The organism is Pseudomonas sp. FeN3W (assembly GCA_030263805.2).
In the GTDB taxonomy this organism is placed as follows: domain Bacteria; phylum Pseudomonadota; class Gammaproteobacteria; order Pseudomonadales; family Pseudomonadaceae; genus Stutzerimonas; species Stutzerimonas stutzeri_G.
In genome coordinates this window covers 3,184,516-3,201,676 of record CP136010.1, presented here as the reverse complement: position 1 = coordinate 3,201,676, position 17,161 = coordinate 3,184,516, and the positions used below count along the sequence as shown (strand labels likewise).

16 protein-coding genes are annotated in these 17,161 nt (G+C 66.1%); 10 read left to right on the top strand and 6 right to left on the bottom strand.

Annotated elements, in window-relative coordinates:
- Positions 1–47 precede the first annotated feature (47 nt).
- Genes ftsX through ftsY form a run of 3 tightly spaced genes read right to left on the bottom strand, consistent with a single transcriptional unit; the run spans position 48 to position 2,976 of the window.
- Positions 48–1,067 (bottom strand): permease-like cell division protein FtsX, encoded by a 1,020-nt coding sequence (gene ftsX / locus P5704_015175; protein ID WOF77398.1) that lies wholly within the window; start codon positions 1,065–1,067, stop codon positions 48–50.
- Positions 1,064–1,735, bottom strand: a complete 672-nt coding sequence (gene ftsE / locus P5704_015170; protein WOF77397.1) for a cell division ATP-binding protein FtsE — start codon at positions 1,733–1,735, stop codon at positions 1,064–1,066. Before ftsE ends, ftsX begins: the two co-directional genes overlap by 4 nt.
- A complete protein-coding gene (gene ftsY / locus P5704_015165; GenBank protein ID WOF77396.1) occupies positions 1,732–2,976 on the bottom strand; it encodes a signal recognition particle-docking protein FtsY in 1,245 nt (414 codons plus the stop codon). The genes ftsE and ftsY overlap by 4 nt, the downstream gene beginning before the upstream one ends.
- A 229-nt stretch (positions 2,977–3,205) precedes the next feature.
- Here ftsY and P5704_015160 point away from each other — a divergent pair, with 229 nt between their 5' ends.
- Genes P5704_015160 through rsmD form a run of 3 tightly spaced genes read left to right on the top strand, consistent with a single transcriptional unit; the run spans position 3,206 to position 6,682 of the window.
- Entirely contained in the window at positions 3,206–4,558 is a 1,353-nt protein-coding gene (locus tag P5704_015160; GenBank protein WOF77395.1) for a pitrilysin family protein, read from the top strand.
- The gene (locus P5704_015155) at positions 4,551–6,080 is read left to right on the top strand and encodes a pitrilysin family protein (GenBank protein ID WOF77394.1); all 1,530 of its coding nucleotides are present in this window, start codon (positions 4,551–4,553) and stop codon (positions 6,078–6,080) included. Before P5704_015160 ends, P5704_015155 begins: the two co-directional genes overlap by 8 nt.
- A complete protein-coding gene (gene rsmD / locus P5704_015150; GenBank protein WOF77393.1) occupies positions 6,080–6,682 on the top strand; it encodes a 16S rRNA (guanine(966)-N(2))-methyltransferase RsmD in 603 nt (200 codons plus the stop codon). Before P5704_015155 ends, rsmD begins: the two co-directional genes overlap by 1 nt.
- 11 nt (positions 6,683–6,693) lie before the next feature.
- Here rsmD and P5704_015145 read toward each other — a convergent pair whose 3' ends face one another.
- Positions 6,694–7,098, bottom strand: coding sequence for a ribonucleotide reductase subunit alpha (locus P5704_015145; protein WOF77392.1), 405 nt, complete (start codon positions 7,096–7,098; stop codon positions 6,694–6,696).
- A 173-nt stretch (positions 7,099–7,271) separates the two neighbouring features.
- Between P5704_015145 and P5704_015140 the strand changes: the two genes are divergently transcribed.
- Complete coding sequence (locus tag P5704_015140) at positions 7,272–8,255, top strand: hydrolase (GenBank protein WOF77391.1); 984 nt, start codon at positions 7,272–7,274, stop codon at positions 8,253–8,255.
- 13 nt (positions 8,256–8,268) lie between these two features.
- Here P5704_015140 and P5704_015135 read toward each other — a convergent pair whose 3' ends face one another.
- On the bottom strand, positions 8,269–8,943 hold the full coding sequence (locus P5704_015135) for a TetR/AcrR family transcriptional regulator (protein ID WOF77390.1): 675 nt from the start codon (positions 8,941–8,943) through the stop codon (positions 8,269–8,271).
- A gap of 128 nt (positions 8,944–9,071) precedes the next feature.
- Here P5704_015135 and P5704_015130 point away from each other — a divergent pair, with 128 nt between their 5' ends.
- The 6 genes from P5704_015130 (at position 9,072) to ggt (ending at position 15,322) form a co-directional block, all read left to right on the top strand.
- Positions 9,072–10,484: a coniferyl aldehyde dehydrogenase gene (locus tag P5704_015130; GenBank protein ID WOF77389.1), complete on the top strand. Its 1,413-nt coding sequence runs from the start codon at positions 9,072–9,074 to the stop codon at positions 10,482–10,484.
- A 15-nt stretch (positions 10,485–10,499) separates the two neighbouring features.
- Entirely contained in the window at positions 10,500–11,030 is a 531-nt protein-coding gene (locus tag P5704_015125; GenBank protein ID WOF77388.1) for a twin-arginine translocation pathway signal protein, read from the top strand.
- Positions 11,031–11,046: 16 nt separating this feature from the next.
- A complete protein-coding gene (locus P5704_015120; protein ID WOF77387.1) occupies positions 11,047–12,642 on the top strand; it encodes a GMC family oxidoreductase in 1,596 nt (531 codons plus the stop codon).
- A gap of 105 nt (positions 12,643–12,747) precedes the next feature.
- The gene (gene coaD / locus P5704_015115; GenBank protein WOF77386.1) at positions 12,748–13,230 is read left to right on the top strand and encodes a pantetheine-phosphate adenylyltransferase; all 483 of its coding nucleotides are present in this window, start codon (positions 12,748–12,750) and stop codon (positions 13,228–13,230) included.
- Positions 13,231–13,337: 107 nt separating this feature from the next.
- Positions 13,338–13,589 carry a YfhL family 4Fe-4S dicluster ferredoxin gene (locus P5704_015110; protein ID WOF77385.1) on the top strand — a complete coding sequence of 84 codons (252 nt, stop codon included), beginning with the start codon at positions 13,338–13,340 and terminating at the stop codon, positions 13,587–13,589.
- The gene (gene ggt / locus P5704_015105; GenBank protein WOF77384.1) at positions 13,589–15,322 is read left to right on the top strand and encodes a gamma-glutamyltransferase; all 1,734 of its coding nucleotides are present in this window, start codon (positions 13,589–13,591) and stop codon (positions 15,320–15,322) included. Before P5704_015110 ends, ggt begins: the two co-directional genes overlap by 1 nt.
- Here ggt and P5704_015100 read toward each other — a convergent pair.
- The gene (locus P5704_015100) at positions 15,306–17,141 is read right to left on the bottom strand and encodes a Na/Pi symporter (GenBank protein WOF77383.1); all 1,836 of its coding nucleotides are present in this window, start codon (positions 17,139–17,141) and stop codon (positions 15,306–15,308) included. The genes ggt and P5704_015100 overlap by 17 nt on opposite strands.
- Positions 17,142–17,161 lie beyond the last annotated feature (20 nt).

Genomic DNA, 17,161 nt, shown 5'->3' with positions numbered 1-17,161 from the left:
AAAAGTTCCCTGACACAACTATCAAGTCATTGTTTTTAAATGGAATTTTATCTCGGAGCGAGCTCGCTCAGATGCCTTGCGACCGCCAGCCAGGCACCGATGTAGCCGAGCAGCACCGCACCGATCACCAGCGATAACGCATCGCCGGCCGGAACGCCCCCCAGGCCGAAATCACTGCCGTAGAGGCCGGCCAGATTCACCACGGCCTCGTTCAGCCAGCCCAATCCGTAGACCAGCAGCAGCCAGGCAATCAGGCCGGCGCCCAGGCCGTAGATGGCGCCCATGTAGAGAAATGGCCGGCGCACGTAACCATCGGTGCCGCCCACCAGCTTGACCACCTCGATCTCGGTGCGGCGGTTCTCGATGTGCAGGCGAATGGTGTTGCCGATCACCAGCAGCAACGTCGCCACCAGCAGCAGGGTCAGGCCAAAGACGAAGCGGTCGCCGAGCTTGAGGATGGCGGTCAGCCGCTCGACCCAGAGCAGATCCAGCTGCGCCAGCTGCACGCCCGGCAACTCGGCCAGCTGCTGACGCAGCGCTTCGAGCTTGTCCTTGTCCACCTCTTCGGGTGTCACGATGATCACGCCGGGCAGCGGATTCTCCGGCAACTCCTTGAGTGCTTCGCCAAGCCCGGACAGTTGCTGGAACTCATCCAGCGCCTGCTCGCGGCCGACCCAGTCCGCCGCTGCCACGTCGGGCATGGTGGCAACCTCGTCACGCAGGCGCTCGCCAGCGTCGCTATCTACCTCAAGCTGCATGAACAGCGAGATCTGCGCGGCGCGCTGCCAGGAGCCACCGAGCCGCTCGACATTATCCAGCAGCAGCGCCAGGCCCATGGGCAGGCTCAACGCCACAGCCATCACCAGGCAGGTGAAGAAGCTGCCGATCGGCTGCTTGATCAGACGCCCGACGCTGTCCACCAGGCTGGCGCGGTGACTTTCCAGCCAGGCGTGGAACAGCGTCTTGAAGTCCGGCTCGTCGCCGCGCGGCTGCTCCGGCTTCTTCACCGAACCACCGACGCGCTCGGCCGTGCTCGGATTGGTCTTGGGATTGCGTTCGCTGCTCATCGGCTGGCCTCCCCGTCGCCGATCAGGCGACCACGTTGCAGGGTCAGCATGCGATGACGCATCCGCGCGATCAGCGCCAAATCGTGGCTGGCGATCAGCACGGTGGTGCCCAGGCGATTGATGTCTTCGAACACGCCCATGATCTCCGCAGCGAGTCGTGGGTCGAGGTTACCGGTAGGTTCATCGGCGAGCAGCAGGGCCGGCCGATGCACCACGGCGCGGGCGATGCCGACGCGCTGCTGCTGACCGGTGGACAGGTCCGCCGGATACTGCAGCGCCTTGTCCTTGAGGCTGACGCGCTCCAGCGCGGTCATTACCCGCTGGCCGATCTCGCGCTTGTTCAGCCCGAGAATCTGCAACGGCAGGGCGACGTTGTCGAACACCGTGCGATCGAACAGCAGCTGGTGATTCTGGAACACCACCCCGATCTGTCGGCGCAGGAAGGGAATCTGCGCGTTGGTGATGCGCGACAGGTCCTGTCCGGCCAGCAACAGCTTGCCGCTGGTGGGGCGCTCCATGGCCAGCAACAGGCGCAGCAGCGTGCTCTTGCCGGCGCCGGAATGGCCGGTGACGAAGAGGAACTCGCCACGGCGCACCTGAAAGGAAAGCTCATGCAACCCGATGTGGCCGTTGGGATAGCGTTTGCCGACCTGTTCGAAACGAATCATGCGCCGTCCCGCTGGGCAAAAAGCGCCTTGACGAAGGCATCGGCCTCGAACGTGCGCAGATCGTCGATGCCTTCGCCGACACCGATATAGCGGATCGGCGTGCCGAACTGCTTGGCCAGGGCGAAGATCACGCCACCCTTGGCGGTGCCGTCGAGCTTGGTCAGCACCAGCCCGGTCAGCTCGACCGCCTGGTTGAACTGCTTGGTCTGGTTGATGGCGTTCTGGCCGGTGCCGGCGTCGAGTACCAGCAGGACTTCGTGGGGAGCCGACTCGTCGAGCTTGCCCATGACCCGACGGACTTTCTTCAGTTCCTCCATCAGGTTGTCCTTGGTATGCAGACGGCCCGCGGTGTCAGCGATCAGCACGTCGATGCCGCGCGCCTTGGCCGCCTGCACCGCATCGAAGATCACCGAGGCGGAATCGGCACCGGTGTGCTGGGCGATCACCGGAATGCTGTTGCGCTCGCCCCACACCTGCAACTGCTCCACCGCCGCGGCGCGGAAGGTGTCGCCGGCCGCGAGCATGACCTTCTTGCCTTCGAGCTGCAGCTTCTTGGCCAGCTTGCCGATGGTGGTGGTCTTGCCGACACCGTTCACGCCGACCACGAGGATCACATACGGGCACTTGCCACTGTCGACCACGAGCGGCTGCTCGACTGGCTTGAGCAGCCCAGAGAGTTCTTCCTGCAGCGCGGTGTAGAGCGCGCCGCTGTCGGCCAGCTCCTTGCGCGACACGCGGCGGGTGAGGTTCTGCATGATCGCCGTGGTCGCCTCGACACCGACGTCGGCGGTGAGCAGACGGGTTTCCAGTTCGTCGAGCAGGTCATCGTCGATGGCTTTCTTGCCGAGGAACAGGCTGGCCATGCCTTCGCCGATGCTCGAGCTGGTCTTGGACAGCCCTTGCTTGAGGCGGGCGAAGAAGCCGAGTTTGGCCGGAGCTTCGGCGGGCACTGCCGCGGCGACCGGCACCGGCACGATTTCTGGCTCTGGCTCTGGCTCTGGCTCTGGCTCTGGGAGTATTTCGGCTTCGACGGGCGGTTCGGGCAATAACTCGGCGGTGGTGATTGCCGGTTGCTCGCTCTCGGCCTCAGGCTGCTCGGCGTGCGCCAGGCGGTCTTCCTGCGCTTCGGCAGCAGGTTGCTCGGCCGCCGGCTGCTGCGGTTTCTTGCGCAGCCAGCCGAACAGGCCTTTCTTTTCGCCGGGCTCGGCCGGTGTCTTCTTGTCGTCGTTGGAACCAAACATGGAGAAGGTATTCTCAAGGATGCGATACGCCGGCAGCCACGCTGCCGGCCAAACGGGCTCTATCCTAGCACCTCGCAAAGCGGGTGCGCTAAGCACGGGTTCCGGCATCAGGGCCGGTCTGGCTGCGGATACCCCGGCTTTGCCTGACCCGCGCAGGCCATTACCATGGCTGCCGTGTCGCCGCCCTGCCATCTGCCGTGGCGGGCACCAACCTGGACGAGTCCCGACTATGCCTCTGATGTTACGCCGCGCCGCCGCCCTGCTGCTCGGAGCCTTCTATCTGCCCCTGCTGGCAGCAGCAGACAGCCAGCCCACCCACGAGTTCTTCCTCGACAACGGCCTGAAGGTGATCGTGCGCGAGGATCATCGTGCGCCGGTGGTGGTATCCCAGCTCTGGTACAAGGTTGGTTCCAGCTACGAGACGGCTGGCCAGACCGGCCTCTCCCACGCGCTCGAACACATGATGTTCAAGGGCAGCCGCAAGCTCGATGCCGGCGAAGCCTCGCGCATCCTGCGTGAGCTGGGCGCCGAGGAAAACGCCTTCACCAGCGACGACTACACCGCCTATTACCAGGTCCTGGCGCGTGACCGCCTGGCCGTCGCGTTCGAGCTCGAAGCCGATCGCCTGGCCAGCCTCAAGCTGCCGCCAGACGAGTTCGCCCGCGAGATCGAGGTGATCAAGGAAGAACGCCGCCTGCGCACCGACGACAAGCCCAGCTCGCTGGCCTACGAGCGCTTCAAGACCATCGCCTATCCCGCCAGCGGCTACCGCAACCCGACCATCGGCTGGATGGCCGACCTCAACCGCATGCAGGCCGACGAGCTGCGCGCCTGGTACGAGCAGTGGTACGCACCGAACAACGCCACCCTGGTGGTGGTCGGCGACGTGACCGCCGATGAGGTCCGCGGACTGGCCGAGCGCTTCTTCGGCGCCATCGAGAAACGCGAAGTGCCGGCAGCCAAGCGGCCACTGGAACTGGCCGAACCGGGCGAGCGACGCCTCCAGCTGCACGTGAAGACGCAGCTGCCGACGCTGCTCATGGCCTTCAATGCGCCGAGCCTGGCGACCGAGGAGAACGCTCGCCAGGTGCATGCCCTGCGGTTGATCTCCGCCCTGCTCGACGGCGGCTACAGCGCGCGCCTGCCGGAGCGCCTGGAGCGCGGTGAGGAACTGGTGACCAGCGCCTCGGCCTGGTACGACGCCTATGCCCGTGGCGACAGCCTGTTCGTCTTGAGCGCCGCGCCGAACATGCAGAAGGGCCGCACGCTGGAAGAAGTCGAAGCCGGCCTGTGGCAGGAGCTCGATGCGCTCAAGCAGACGCCCCCCTCTGCGGACGAACTCGAGCGCGTGCGTGCCCAGGTCATCGCCGGCCTGGTCTACGAGCGCGACTCCATCACCCAGCAGGCCACCACCATCGGCAAGCTGGAAACCGTCGGCCTGTCCTGGCGCCTGATGGACGAGGAGCTGAGCGCGCTGGAAGCGGTCACGCCCGAGGACATCCAGCAGGCCGCCCGCACCTACTTCACCCGCTCCCGCCTGAGCGTCGCCCATGTTCTGCCCGAGGAAGCCCGTGATGAGTGAATCCAAAGCCCTGCGCCGTGGCCTGTTCGGCCTGCTGCTGGCGGCCGGCCTCGGCCTCGCGGGCTGCGATGACGGTTCCAGCGCCCTGCCGCAGCCCGGCCAGCCGGTCGAGCAGGACGTGGCCCGCGAAGCCAGCCAGCCCGCCGTGACGACCGAGAACGAGAAACCCCGCCTGGAGTCGCTCGCCGAGCTGGGCGATCAACCACTGGCCCGGCGCAAACTGGACATCCAGAGCTGGCAGACCGCCGAAGGCGCCAAGGTACTGTTCGTCGAAGCCCGTGAGCTGCCGATGTTCGACCTGCGCCTGACCTTCTCCGCCGGCAGCAGCCAGGACGGCGACGTACCCGGCCTGGCACTGCTGACCAACGCCATGCTCAACGAGGGCGTGGCGGGCAAGGACGTCGGCGCCATCGCCCGTGGCTTCGAAGGCCTCGGTGCGGACTTCGGCAACGGTTCCTACCGCGACATGGCCGTGGCCAGCCTGCGCAGCCTCAGTGCGCCGGACAAGCGCGAGCCGGCCCTGGCGCTGTTCAATCAGGTCATCGGCCAGCCGAGCTTCCCTGAGGACTCGCTGCAACGGATCAAGAACCAGCTGCTGGCCGGCTTCGAATTCCAGAAGCAGAACCCCGGCAAGCTGGCCAGCCTGGAGCTGTTCCAGCAGCTGTATGGCGATCACCCCTACGCCCACCCCAGCGAAGGTACCCCCCAGTCGGTACCGGCGATCAGCGTCGAGCAGCTGCGCGACTTCCACGCCCGCGCCTATGCGGCAGGCAATGCGGTGATCGCACTGGTCGGCGATCTCTCCCGCGAAGAGGCCGAAGCCCTGGCCGCCGACGTCTCCGTCGCCCTGCCGCAAGGCCCGGCGCTGCCAACGACGCCGACGCCCGAGGCTCCGGTCGCCGGCAAGCACCATATCGACTTCCCCTCCAACCAGAGCCATCTGATGCTGGCCCAACTCGGCATCCCGCGTGGCCATCCGGACTATGCGGCGCTCTATCTGGGCAACCAGATCCTCGGCGGTGGCGGCTTCGGCACGCGACTGATGGAAGAGGTGCGCGAAAAGCGCGGCCTGACCTACGGCATCTATTCCGGCTTCAGCCCAATGCGCGCCGAAGGACCGTTCATGATCAGCATGCAGACCCGCGCCGAACTCACCGACGGCGCGCTGGAACTGGTGCAGCAGCTGGTCCGCGACTACCTCGCCGAGGGTCCGACCGAGGCCGAGCTGGAGCGCAGCAAGCGCGAGATCGCCGGCAGCTTCCCGCTGTCTACCGCAAGCAATGCCGACATCGTCGGTCAGCTGGGTAGCATCGGCTTCTACGACCTGCCGCTGACCTACCTGGAGGATTTCATGGGCGAGGTGCAGGCACTGACAGTCGAACAGGTCAAAGCCGCGATGAACAAGCATCTGCAGGACGATGCCTTCGTCATCGTCACCGCCGGCCCCAGCGTCGAGCAGCAACCGCTGCCGCCGCCCACCGATAAACCAGTCGAACAGCCCAGCGGCGTTCCGGAGCACTGATGGCCAACCCACCCATTCGCCCCAGCGCCCACGGCGGCCAGGGCCAGTTGCGCATCATCGGCGGCGAATGGCGCTCGCGCCGCTTCAGCTTCCCCGATGCCGAAGGCCTGCGCCCCACGCCGGACCGGGTGCGCGAAACCCTGTTCAACTGGCTGGCACCCTACCTGTCCGGCGCGCGGGTGCTCGACCCATTCACCGGCAGTGGCGCGATCTATCTCGAAGCGCTGTCGCGGGGCGCCAGCATGGCCCTGGCGCTGGACGTGAACGCCAACGCCATCGCCAGCCTGCGCAAGCACCTGGACACGCTCAACTGCGGCCACGGCCAACTGCTGCAGAGCGATGCCCTGCGCTATCTGGACACCCAGACGCCGACCGCCTTCGACCTGGTATTCCTCGACCCGCCGTTCAACAAGAACCTGTTGCAACCAGCCTGCGAGCTGCTGGAGAACAAGGGTTGGCTGGCCGAACACGCCTGGGTCTACACCGAAAGCGAGGCACTGCCGTCCAGCCTCGGCCTGCCGGGGAACTGGCGACTGCATCGGGAGAAGCAGGCCGGCAAGGTGCACTACGCGCTCTGGGAGCGCCACGCACCCGCCGCTTGAAGCCGTCGACGTCAGTAGAAGTCAACGGTCTGACCGTGGCGATCGAAGGCCAGGAAGCGGCCGACGTTGCCGGTCTCGATGGCGCTGACCATCATCTTCAGTGGCTGCTCGGCCTCGTCGGCGTTCGGCGTGATGCCGGCCTGGCCGGGCAGCGCCGCGGCGAACAGCAGATCCCAGGCCACGCCGGTGCGCTCGGATTCTTCACGCAGCGCGGCGAAGTCGCTCAGTTCCTCGGGCAGCTTGTCGACGCAGAGCACCGGTTTCAGCGAACCGCCGGCGTTTTCCTCGAAACGCTGGCGCTCGGCCTCGGTGGCGTCCTCGGGCAGTTCGGCGCTGACGAAGACGAACAGCAGGCGCTGGGGCTCGCGTTCCTGGCGTGCGGCGCCGAGCAGTTGATCGAAGGGGGTAGGCGTCATGGGCAGGGTTCCGGATAAGACTATCGCGTCACTCTCCCCCCCTTGGGCGGCGCTGACCATATCCCCAAAGGCATAAGTCGCCGGGCGGCCAGCATCATTCAAAGACTGCATCGTGCTTTTCTTCCCGCCGCCGAGGCTCTAACGTCGAAGCAAACCGAGAAACCCGAGCGACCGTGTCCGAAACCTTCCAACCCGCCTGGTGGCTTCCCGGGCCGCATCTGCAGACCCTGTGGAACCCATTCTTTCGCAAGGCGCCGCGCCTCGAGCGCCGGCGTGAGCGACTGTGGCTGGCCGATGGCGATTTCATCGACCTGGACTGGCACGGCCCGCATGAGGCCACGGCGCCGCTGGTCCTGGTGCTGCACGGACTGACTGGCTCGTCGAATTCACTTTACGTGCTCGGCCTGCAGCAACAGCTGAACGCACAGGGCTGGGCCAGCGTCGCGATCAACTGGCGCGGCTGCTCGGGCGAACCCAACCTGCTGCCACGCGCCTATCATTCCGGCGCCAGCGACGATCTCGCCGAAGTGATTGGGCATCTGCAGGCCAGCCGGCCCATGGCGCCGCTGTATGCGGTGGGTTACTCGCTGGGCGGCAACGTGCTGCTCAAGTACCTCGGCGAAACGGCAGCCAGTTGCCCGCTGCGCAAGGCGGTGGCGGTGTCCGTGCCATTCCGCCTGGACCAGTGCGCCGATCGCATCGGCCTCGGCTTCTCCCGCGTCTACCAGGCGCATTTCATGAAGGCGATGGTCGCCTACGTGAGGGACAAACAGCAGCGCTTCCAGCGCGAGGGGCTGCTGAACCACCTCGGCGCCTTGCAGAGCCTCGGCCCGCTGCACGGCATGCGCACCTTCTGGGATTTCGACGGTCGCTTCACCGCGCCACTGCATGGCTACAGCGACGCCCAGGACTATTACCGCCGTGCCTCCAGCCGCTACTACCTGCCGACGATCACGACCCCAACCCTGCTGATCCAGGCCGAGGACGATCCCTTCGTGTTCCGCCACAGCGTGCCGGAAGCGGCCGAGCTGTCAGCGACCACCACCCTCGAGCTGCATGCCGATGGCGGCCACGTCGGCTTTATCGAAGGCACGCCGCGCAGGCCGCGCTACTACCTGGAGCGGCGAATACCGCAGTGGCTGGCGCAAACACCGTGAGCTCTCGCCTGCTCTAGACGCCGGGCGCGTCCGGCAGGGGGTCCAGCTCGACGAAGTATTGCTGCTGCAGCGCCGCCACGGCTTCGCGGGCACCCGGCGCAACGAAGCCGCTTTCCAGTGCCAGCACCTGATAGATGCCCCGGCGCAGCTGCAGTTGATCTAGGTTTTCGGTTCCTGCGCCAACCGTGCCGAGGAAACGCACCCAGGAGGTGAGCACGATCCAGGCATTCAACGCCAAGGCCTCGGCCTGAAGCGGATCCATCAGCAGAATGCCGGCATCGACGAAACCCTGATAGATCGCCCGGGCATGCCGCAGGCAACGACCGGCGAAGGCCTGGTAGCGCTGGGCGAGCTGCGGATTGGCATCCAGCAGACCTTCCAGATCACGGTGCAGAAAGCGGTAATCCCACATCGCGCCCAGCAGCGCCTCAAGGTAAAGCGCCTTGTCCTGTACCTGCATTTCCCGCTCCGGCGGCAGGCGCAGGAACTGATCGACACACGATTCATACTGCCCGAAGAGCTCCGCGACGATCGCCTGCTTGTTGGGGAAGTGGTAGTACAGATTGCCCGGCGAAATGCCCAGATGGGCGGCGATGTGGTTGGTCGTGACGTTGCGCTCGCCCTGGGCGTTGAACAGCGCCAGGCTGGTTTCGAGGATACGGTCGCGGGTCTTTGCTCGGGGGGCCATGGGTGATTGGGTCTCGGCGCTGAAGCGAAGGGGCAACGGTACACGCCGGCAGGCGGGCAGGCACGTTTCATTGACAGATTAGAGCAATTACTCTAAAAACTCTCCAGCACATCGCATCAGGAGCCCGTATGTCAGTCGAAATCCCGCAAGCGCTGATCGCCCTGGAGGTCCTGTTCGCCCGCCAGCGCTCGGCTTTCACCGCCACACCGATGCCTTCGAAAGGGGATCGCCTGCGTTGGCTGGACGCCCTGCGCGATGTGCTGGTCAGTCATCAACCGGCGCTGATCGCGGCGATCGCCGCGGATTTCGGGCATCGTTCGGCCGACGAGACCCTGCTGGCGGAAATCATGCCCAGCCTGCACGGTATCCGGTACGCCAGCCGTCATTTGCGGCGCTGGATGAAACCCTCGCGCCGGCATGTCGGCCTGGCCTTCCAACCGGCCAGCGCACGGGTGATCTACCAGCCGCTGGGCGTGGTCGGCATCATCGTGCCGTGGAACTACCCACTCTATCTGGCCATCGGGCCGCTGATCGGCGCGCTCGCCGCCGGCAATCGCGTGATGCTGAAGATGAGCGAATCCACGCCTGCCACCGGTCAGCTACTCAAGCAGCTGCTGGCGCAGATATTCCCTGAAGATCAGGTAGCGGTGGTGCTCGGCGATGTTGAGGTCGGTCAGGCTTTCGCCCGGCTGCCGTTCGATCACCTGCTGTTCACCGGCTCGACGCTTATTGGCCGCGAAGTGATGCGCGCCGCGGCGGAGAACCTGACGCCGGTGACGCTGGAACTCGGCGGCAAGTCGCCGGCGATCGTTTCGGCCAGCGTCCCCCTGGGCGATGCCGCCGAGCGCATCGCCTTCGGCAAGTGCATGAACGCCGGGCAGACCTGCGTCGCGCCGGACTATGTGCTGGTGCCGCGCGAGCGTGTCGAGGACTTCGTCGGTGCCTACCGTGAGGCGGTACAGCGTCTGTATCCGAGCCTTGCGGACAACCCTGATTACACCTCGATCATCAATGCGCGTCAGCTGGCACGACTGCAGGACTACCTCGACGACGCGCGGACCAAGGACGCACATGTCGTGCCGCTGTTTGCCGAAGCGCAGCAGCGGCGTATGCCGCACTGCCTGCTGCTGAACACGACCGACGACATGCGCGTGATGCAGGAAGAAATCTTCGGCCCGCTGTTGCCGGTCGTGCCCTACGCCGATCTGGACGAAGCGCTGGCCTACATCAACGCGCGCCCACGGCCGCTGGCGCTGTACTACTTCGGCTACGACCGCGGCGAGCAGCAGCGCGTGCTGCAAACCACCCACTCCGGTGGCGTGTGCCTGAACGACAGCCTGTTGCACGTCGCCCAGGACGACCTCCCCTTCGGCGGCATCGGCCCCTCCGGCATGGGGCACTACCACGGCCACGAGGGCTTCCTCACCTTCAGCAAGGCCAAGGGTGTATTCATCAAGCAGCGCCTCAATGCCGCCCGGCTGATCTACCCGCCCTACGGTAAGTGGTGGCAGAAGCTGATCTATACGCTGTTTATCCGCTGATGCGTGGCTGAGTCGATGCACGAGCCTTCCCTCAATCGCCGCGGCCTGCTCAAGGTCGGACTGCTCGGCGGCGCCCTCCTGGCCGGTGGCGGGCTGCTCAGCCGGAGCCTCAGCACCGCGGCAGACGGTCCGGCGAGCGGCTTCTTCGTGCTGCGTGACAGCGATCTGCCAATGCTGCGCCGAGTAACGCCGTTGCTGCTGGAAGGCTCGGCGGCACCCAGCGACATGCCGCAGGCCGTGCAGACCACCCTCGTCAGCCTGGACCGAGGCCTGCACCACCTGTCGCCCGCATTGTTGAGCCAAGTACGCCAGCTGTTCGACGTACTCAGCCTGCCACTGACCCGCGGGCCGTTGACCGGCATCTGGAGCGGCTGGGCTGCAGCCTCCGACGATCAATTACGAGCGTTCCTGCAGCGCTGGCAGAACAGTTCGCTCGCCCTGCTGCGCCAGGGCCACGCCTCGTTGCTGCAGATGATCCTCATGGCCTGGTACGCCAGCCCCGCCGCCTGGGCGCACTGCGGCTATCCCGGACCGCCGACGGTCTGACTGAAAGGAGGCATCCGTGCCGGTTCCCGATCTGTTTGCTGCGGGCCTCGCCCGCGGCTGGACCACATACGACGGCTCGCGACTGGAACGCGATCTGACCCTGGAAGCCGACATTGCCATCGTCGGCAGCGGCGCAGGTGGCGCCACCAGTGCGGAAGTGCTGAGCGCCGCGGGCTACAAGGTGCTGCTCATCGAAGAAGGCCCGTTGCGTACCAGCAGCGACTTCGACATGCAGGAAGCCCGCGCCTACCGCTCGCTCTATCAGGAAGCCATCGGCCGCACCAGCAAGGATGGCGCCATCACCATCCTGCAGGGTCGTGCGGTCGGCGGCACCACGCTGGTGAACTGGACCTCGAGCTTTCGCACACCACCGCAGACGCTGCAGCACTGGGCCAGCGAGCACGGCGTCAGCGGACTTTCGGTCGAGGCACTGCAACTCTGGTTCGAACGCATGGAGCAGCGCCTCGGCGTCTCGCCCTGGGCCGTGCCGCCGAATGCCAACAACGCGGTACTGCAGCGCGGCTGTGAAAGCCTCGGTCAGCACTGGGCAGTGATCCCGCGCAACGTGCGTGGCTGCTGGAACCTCGGCTACTGCGGCATGGGCTGCCCAACCAACGCCAAGCAATCGATGCTGGTCACCAGCATTCCGGCGCTGCTGGACAAGGGTGGCGAACTGCTCTATCTCGCCCGCGCCGAACGCCTGCTGATGCACGGCGAGCGGGTCGTCGGTCTGGACTGTCTGGGCATGGACGAACGCTGCGTGGAGTCGAACGGGCGCCGCATCCGCGTCGTCGCCAGGCACTACATTCTCGCCGGCGGCGGCATCAACACGCCGGCATTGCTGTTGCGCTCGCAGGCACCCGACCCGCACCAGCGCGTCGGCAAACGCACCTTCCTGCACCTGACCAACTTCTCCGCAGCGCAATTCGGCGAGCGCATCGACGCCTTCAACGGCGCGCCACAGTCGATCTATTCCGACCACTTCCAGTGGCGCGACGGGGCCGCCGGGCCGGCAGGCTACAAGCTCGAAGTACCGCCCATTCACCCGGCCCTCGCCGCCACGCTGCTTGGCGGCTTCGGCACGGAGAATGCGCAGCGTATGGCCGAGTTGCCGCATACCCACGCGATGATCGCCCTGCAGCGCGACGGCTTTCATCCGGACAGCGCCGAGGGCACGGTCGAGCTGCGCAGCGACGGCAGCCCGGTGCTCGACTACCGCATGACCGACTATGCCTGGAACGGTATCCGCCGCGCCTTCCACAGCATGGCCGAGATCCAGTTCGCCGCTGGTGCGCGCGCCGTGCTGCCGCTGCATGCCGATGCCCGCTATGTGCGCACACCCCGCGCCGCCCGCGAGCTGATCGAGGGTCTGGACCTCGCGCTGTACCGCACCCGTCTTGGCAGCGCCCACGTCATGGGCGGTTGTGCCATGGGCGATGACCCACGCCGGGCCGTGACGGACAGCCTGGGACAGCACCATCAGCTGGCCAACCTGTCGATACATGACGGCTCGCTGTTCCCCACCAGCATCGGCGCCAATCCCCAGCTGTCGATCTACGCGCTGTGCGGCAAGCTCGCCGCGGATCTTGCTGATCGCCTGCAGAAGACCTGAGATTGACTGTCATTCACGACAGATCGCGGCATGGCATTCAGGCTTTACGCTGTCGACACCGAGCCGCTACCATCCACACCCCCACGCATGCGTCAGGACGCCGCGATGAATCGAGTGTTGTATCCGGGAACCTTCGATCCCATCACCATGGGCCACGCCGATCTGGTGGAACGCGCTTCGCGCCTGTTCGACGAGGTCATCATCGCCGTGGCGGCCAACCCCAAGAAGAACCCGCTGTTCCCGCTCGAGCAACGTGTGGCGCTGGCTCGCGAAGTCACCAAGCACCTGCCGAACGTGAAGGTCATGGGTTTTTCCACGCTGCTGGCGCACTTCGTCAAGGAGCAGCAGGCCAACATCCTGCTGCGCGGGCTGCGTGCAGTGTCGGACTTCGAATACGAGTTCCAGCTGGCCAACATGAACCGCCAGCTGGCGCCCGACGTGGAAAGCCTGTTCCTCACGCCGTCGGAAAAGTACTCCTATATTTCCTCGACGCTGGTGCGGGAAATCGCCTCGCTCAAGGGTGACGTATCCAAGTTCGTTCACCCGGCGGTGATGAGCGCGTTGCACGAGCGCTTCGGCCAGAACTGACGAAGCCCGCCGGGCCGCGCCGAGTGCACGCAGGCCGGCGATGCGGCACAATTGCCCGGTCGTAATATTGCTGTGCCGTGGTTCGAGCCACGGCAGGAGTTCGCTGGATGTCCCTGAAAATCACCGATGACTGCATCAACTGCGATGTGTGCGAGCCGGAGTGCCCGAACAGCGCCATTTCCCAAGGCGAGGAAATCTACGTCATCGACCCCAACCTCTGCACCGAATGCGTCGGCCACTACGACGAGCCACAGTGCCAGCAGGTCTGCCCGGTGGACTGCATTCCGCTCGACGAGAACAACGTCGAGAGCAAGGACGAACTGATGCAGAAGTACCTGATCATCACCGGCAAGGCGTGATGCTCTCGCGGCGACCGACCCGAAGGACCAGCCTGCTCAGGGGCCTCCAGGGTTGTCTCGCCGCCCTCCTGCTGCTGGCCTGCGCGGCCCAGGGCAACCCTCTCGCAAACGGCGCCGTCGCCACGGCCCATCCGCTGGCCAGTGAAGTCGGCCGGCGCATTCTCGAAGCTGGCGGCAACGCCTTCGATGCCACCGTTGCGGTCAGCGCTGCCCTGGCCGTGGTCGAGCCATACGGCTCCGGGCTCGGTGGTGGCGGCTTCTTTCTGCTGCGCGAAGCCGGCGAATCGCCCCGCCACAGCTTCCTCGACGCCCGCGAGCGCGCACCCGCAACAGCCACGCGGGACCTGTACCTGCGCGAGGGCAAGATCCAGCGCGAACTCTCGCTGAACGGGCCGCTGGCGGCAGCGATCCCCGGCACACCGGCGGCGTTGGTCGAACTCGCCGGGAAGCGCGGTCGCCTGCCACTGCAAGTCACTTTGGCACCGGCCATCGCCCTGGCCCACGACGGCTTTACGGTGGATGCCGTCTATCGCCAGCGCGCCGGCTGGCGCCTCGCGGCGTTGCGTGACGATGCCGAAAGCGCGCGACTGTTTCTCCACGACGGGGACCTGCCAGCCGAAGGCCATCTGCTGCGTCAGCCTGAGCTGGCGCAAACCCTGGAGCGCCTGGCCAGTCACGGCCACGACGGCTTCTACCGCGGCGAGCTCGCGGAAAAGCTGGTGCAAGGCGTGCGCGCCGCCGGCGGCATCTGGACAGTGCAGGATCTGGCCGACTACCACACCGTCGAGCGCGAGCCGCTGCGCTTCGCCCTTGCCGATGGCCGCGAGCTGATCGGCGCACCGCCGCCCTCGGCCGGCGGCATGATCCTCGCGCAGAGCCTGGGCATTCTCGAACGCCTGTCCTGGCGCAACGCCGAACCGCTGCAACGCAGCCATCTGGTGATCGAGGCGCTGCGCCGCGCCTATCGCGACCGCGGGCTGCTGGGCGATCCGGATTTCGTCGAATCGCCGCTGCCGCATCTACTGTCGGACCAGTACCTCGACCAGCTCGCCAGCGCCATCGATCCCAACCAGGCCACGCCCAGCAGCGCACTGCCGCCAGCGCCGCGCTGGCACGAGGGCGAACACACCACCCACTTCGCGGTGATCGATGCCGAAGGCAATGCCGTGGCGGCCACGCTGTCGCTGAACATGATGTTCGGCGCCGCCTTCACCGTGCCCGGCACCGGCGTGCTGCTCAATGACGAGATGGACGATTTCGCCGCCGACATCGACGGCAGCAATGCCTATGGCCTGAAAGGCAGCAGCGCCAACGCCATCTCCGGCGGCAAGCGGCCGCTGTCGAGCATGAGTCCGACCTTCATCGAAAGCGCCGAGGAGTTCGCCGCCTTCGGCACGCCCGGCGGCAGTCGCATCCCCAGCATGGTGCTGCTCTCGGCACTGTCTTATCTGGATGGCGAACCGGTGCAGGCCTGGCCGGCAGTGCCGCGCTACCACCATCAGTACCTGCCGGATGTGCTGCAGTACGAAGCCGATGCCTTCAGCCCGGCGCAGCTGGACGCGCTACGTGCCCGCGGCCACCAGCCCAGGCTGATCGAGCGCGACTACGGCAACCAGCAGGTGCTCTACTGGCACAAGCCAAGCGGCACGGTCGAGGCGGCGAGCGACCCACGCGGCATCGGCCAGGCACTGATGGTGCCGGCACGCCGCGAGCCGGTTACAGCTGCAGAATGACCGGGCCTTCGTCCTCCGCCAGCTGACGCAGCTGCCGCGTCAGCTCATGGCCTTCACCGAGCAGCAAGGCGTTGCGCAGGCTCTGGATGATGCGGCTGGCGTAGCCGAGGTCGTTCATCAGCGAACTGCTCTGCAAACCGTCCAGCTTCTGGTTGCGGATCGACTCGAACAGACGGCGACGGAACTCCGCATCGAACTTCGCAGCGCGCTCGTCCAGCCAGTTCAAGCGCTCGCGCCATAGCTCATCCGGCAGTTCCGAGTGATTGAGCGCACGGATCTCGCGCAACGACACCAACAGATGCCGACGCAACTCGACATAGGCCTGGCGCGCCGCGGAATCATCGGTGCGCAGGTAATGCCCGAGGTTCTTCTGCAGGTGCTTGGCGTCCTTGACCGCATCCACCAGCTGCAGCGCCGCGACCTGGCAACTCAGCCAGAACGCCTGGTGGCTTTCGTCCAGCGGCAGTTCCAGGCGCCCCATGAAGGTCAGCAGATCCGAATACACGCCCTTGATGTGCCGCTGATAGAGCCGCTCGGCATCCAGGGCCTGGGCGTCAGGTTTCGCGTTTATCAGCGCGTCGTCGATCCGCCCTTGCTGGCGCAGCTGGTCCACCGGCAGATAGGTGGCGTGGCAGATCACCTCCAGGCTCAGGCGCGCCAGGTGCTGCAGCTCCTGGGCCACGGCGCTGGCCGCGGCATCCGCCGAATCCAGCGCGCGGTCGTTGAGGTAACGCGCGCGGGTCGGCTCCTCCAGTCGCGCGGGTGCCAGTTCGGTGATCAGCACCGCCGGCTCGACTCGCTCCGGCAACACACGCAACAGCAGGTTCGCCAGCTGCGCCTGCCACGGCCAGAACAGCAGCACACCCATGCCGTTGAACAGCGTATGGAACAGCGCCAGCTGAATCAGGCGGTTTTCAGCCAGGCCCAGCGGCGCGACCAGCCACTGCACCAGCCAGGTCAACGGCAGCAGCAGCGCGATGGCCAGCACGGCGGTGGTCACATTGAACAGTACATGGGCCAACGCCAGGCGCTGACCGCTGCGGTTGCCGCCGAGCGAGCCGACGAAAGCGGTGGTGACACTCGTGCCGACATTGGCGCCGATCGCCGTCGCCAGCGCCTGGCCGAGATCCAGCTGGCCGGTAGCCAAAGCGGTCAGCGTCAGCATCAGCGTGGCATGGCTTGACTGCAGCACCACCGTGGCAAACAGCCCGATGGCGACGAACATCAGCTGCCCGGCCAGACCGCCGGCGTGGTACTGCGACAGGTCCATGCCACCGAAGCTGGAGAAACCGGTCTTGATCTGATCGATGCCGAGAAAGATGAAAGCGATGCCGAGTACGATGCGCCCGGCCGCCTTGCCCTTGTCGCCGGTGAAGCTGGCCAGCACCCCGAAAACCAGCAGCGGCAAGGCCAGCGGACTCAGGCTGACGTTCTGCCCGGCCAGTGCCAACAGCCAGATACCGGTGGTGGAGCCGAGATTGGCGCCGAACAGAATGGCGATGCCGCCGGCAAGCTTGATCAGGCCGGTGCTGATGAAGGCGATGGTGAGCAACGAGACCAGCGTGCTGGACTGCAGCAGCATGGTGCCGCTCATGCCGAACATCAGGCCCTTGAGCGGTGTCGCCGTACTGCGCGTCAGCAGCTGCTCGAGCTTGCTGCCGGCCAGCTGGCGCAGCCCTTCCTCGAGGCATTGCATGCCGAACAGGAACAGGGCGAGTCCCGCGCACAGCTCGAGCCAGCCGTCGCTGGCCCAGAACGACCAGGACAACATCAGCAGGCCCACGATGGGCAGAAATGTCTTGAAGAAACGGCTGTTCAAGGAGGGGGCTTCGCGGCGCG

What these genes read in the sequence shown, in the direction of transcription:
- coaD (WOF77386.1), top strand. Translation starts at nt 12,748, where the DNA reads ATGAATCGAGTGTTGTATCCGGGAACCTTCGATCCCATCACCATGGGC.
- P5704_015125 (WOF77388.1), top strand. Translation starts at nt 10,500, where the DNA reads ATGCACGAGCCTTCCCTCAATCGCCGCGGCCTGCTCAAGGTCGGACTG.
- rsmD (WOF77393.1), top strand. Translation starts at nt 6,080, where the DNA reads ATGGCCAACCCACCCATTCGCCCCAGCGCCCACGGCGGCCAGGGCCAG.
- P5704_015135 (WOF77390.1), bottom strand. Translation starts at nt 8,943, where the DNA reads ATGGCCCCCCGAGCAAAGACCCGCGACCGTATCCTCGAAACCAGCCTG.
- P5704_015145 (WOF77392.1), bottom strand. Translation starts at nt 7,098, where the DNA reads ATGACGCCTACCCCCTTCGATCAACTGCTCGGCGCCGCACGCCAGGAA.
- ggt (WOF77384.1), top strand. Translation starts at nt 13,589, where the DNA reads ATGCTCTCGCGGCGACCGACCCGAAGGACCAGCCTGCTCAGGGGCCTC.
- ftsY (WOF77396.1), bottom strand. Translation starts at nt 2,976, where the DNA reads ATGTTTGGTTCCAACGACGACAAGAAGACACCGGCCGAGCCCGGCGAA.
- P5704_015130 (WOF77389.1), top strand. Translation starts at nt 9,072, where the DNA reads ATGTCAGTCGAAATCCCGCAAGCGCTGATCGCCCTGGAGGTCCTGTTC.
- ftsX (WOF77398.1), bottom strand. Translation starts at nt 1,067, where the DNA reads ATGAGCAGCGAACGCAATCCCAAGACCAATCCGAGCACGGCCGAGCGC.
- P5704_015160 (WOF77395.1), top strand. Translation starts at nt 3,206, where the DNA reads ATGCCTCTGATGTTACGCCGCGCCGCCGCCCTGCTGCTCGGAGCCTTC.
- P5704_015110 (WOF77385.1), top strand. Translation starts at nt 13,338, where the DNA reads ATGTCCCTGAAAATCACCGATGACTGCATCAACTGCGATGTGTGCGAG.
- P5704_015155 (WOF77394.1), top strand. Translation starts at nt 4,551, where the DNA reads ATGAGTGAATCCAAAGCCCTGCGCCGTGGCCTGTTCGGCCTGCTGCTG.
- ftsE (WOF77397.1), bottom strand. Translation starts at nt 1,735, where the DNA reads ATGATTCGTTTCGAACAGGTCGGCAAACGCTATCCCAACGGCCACATC.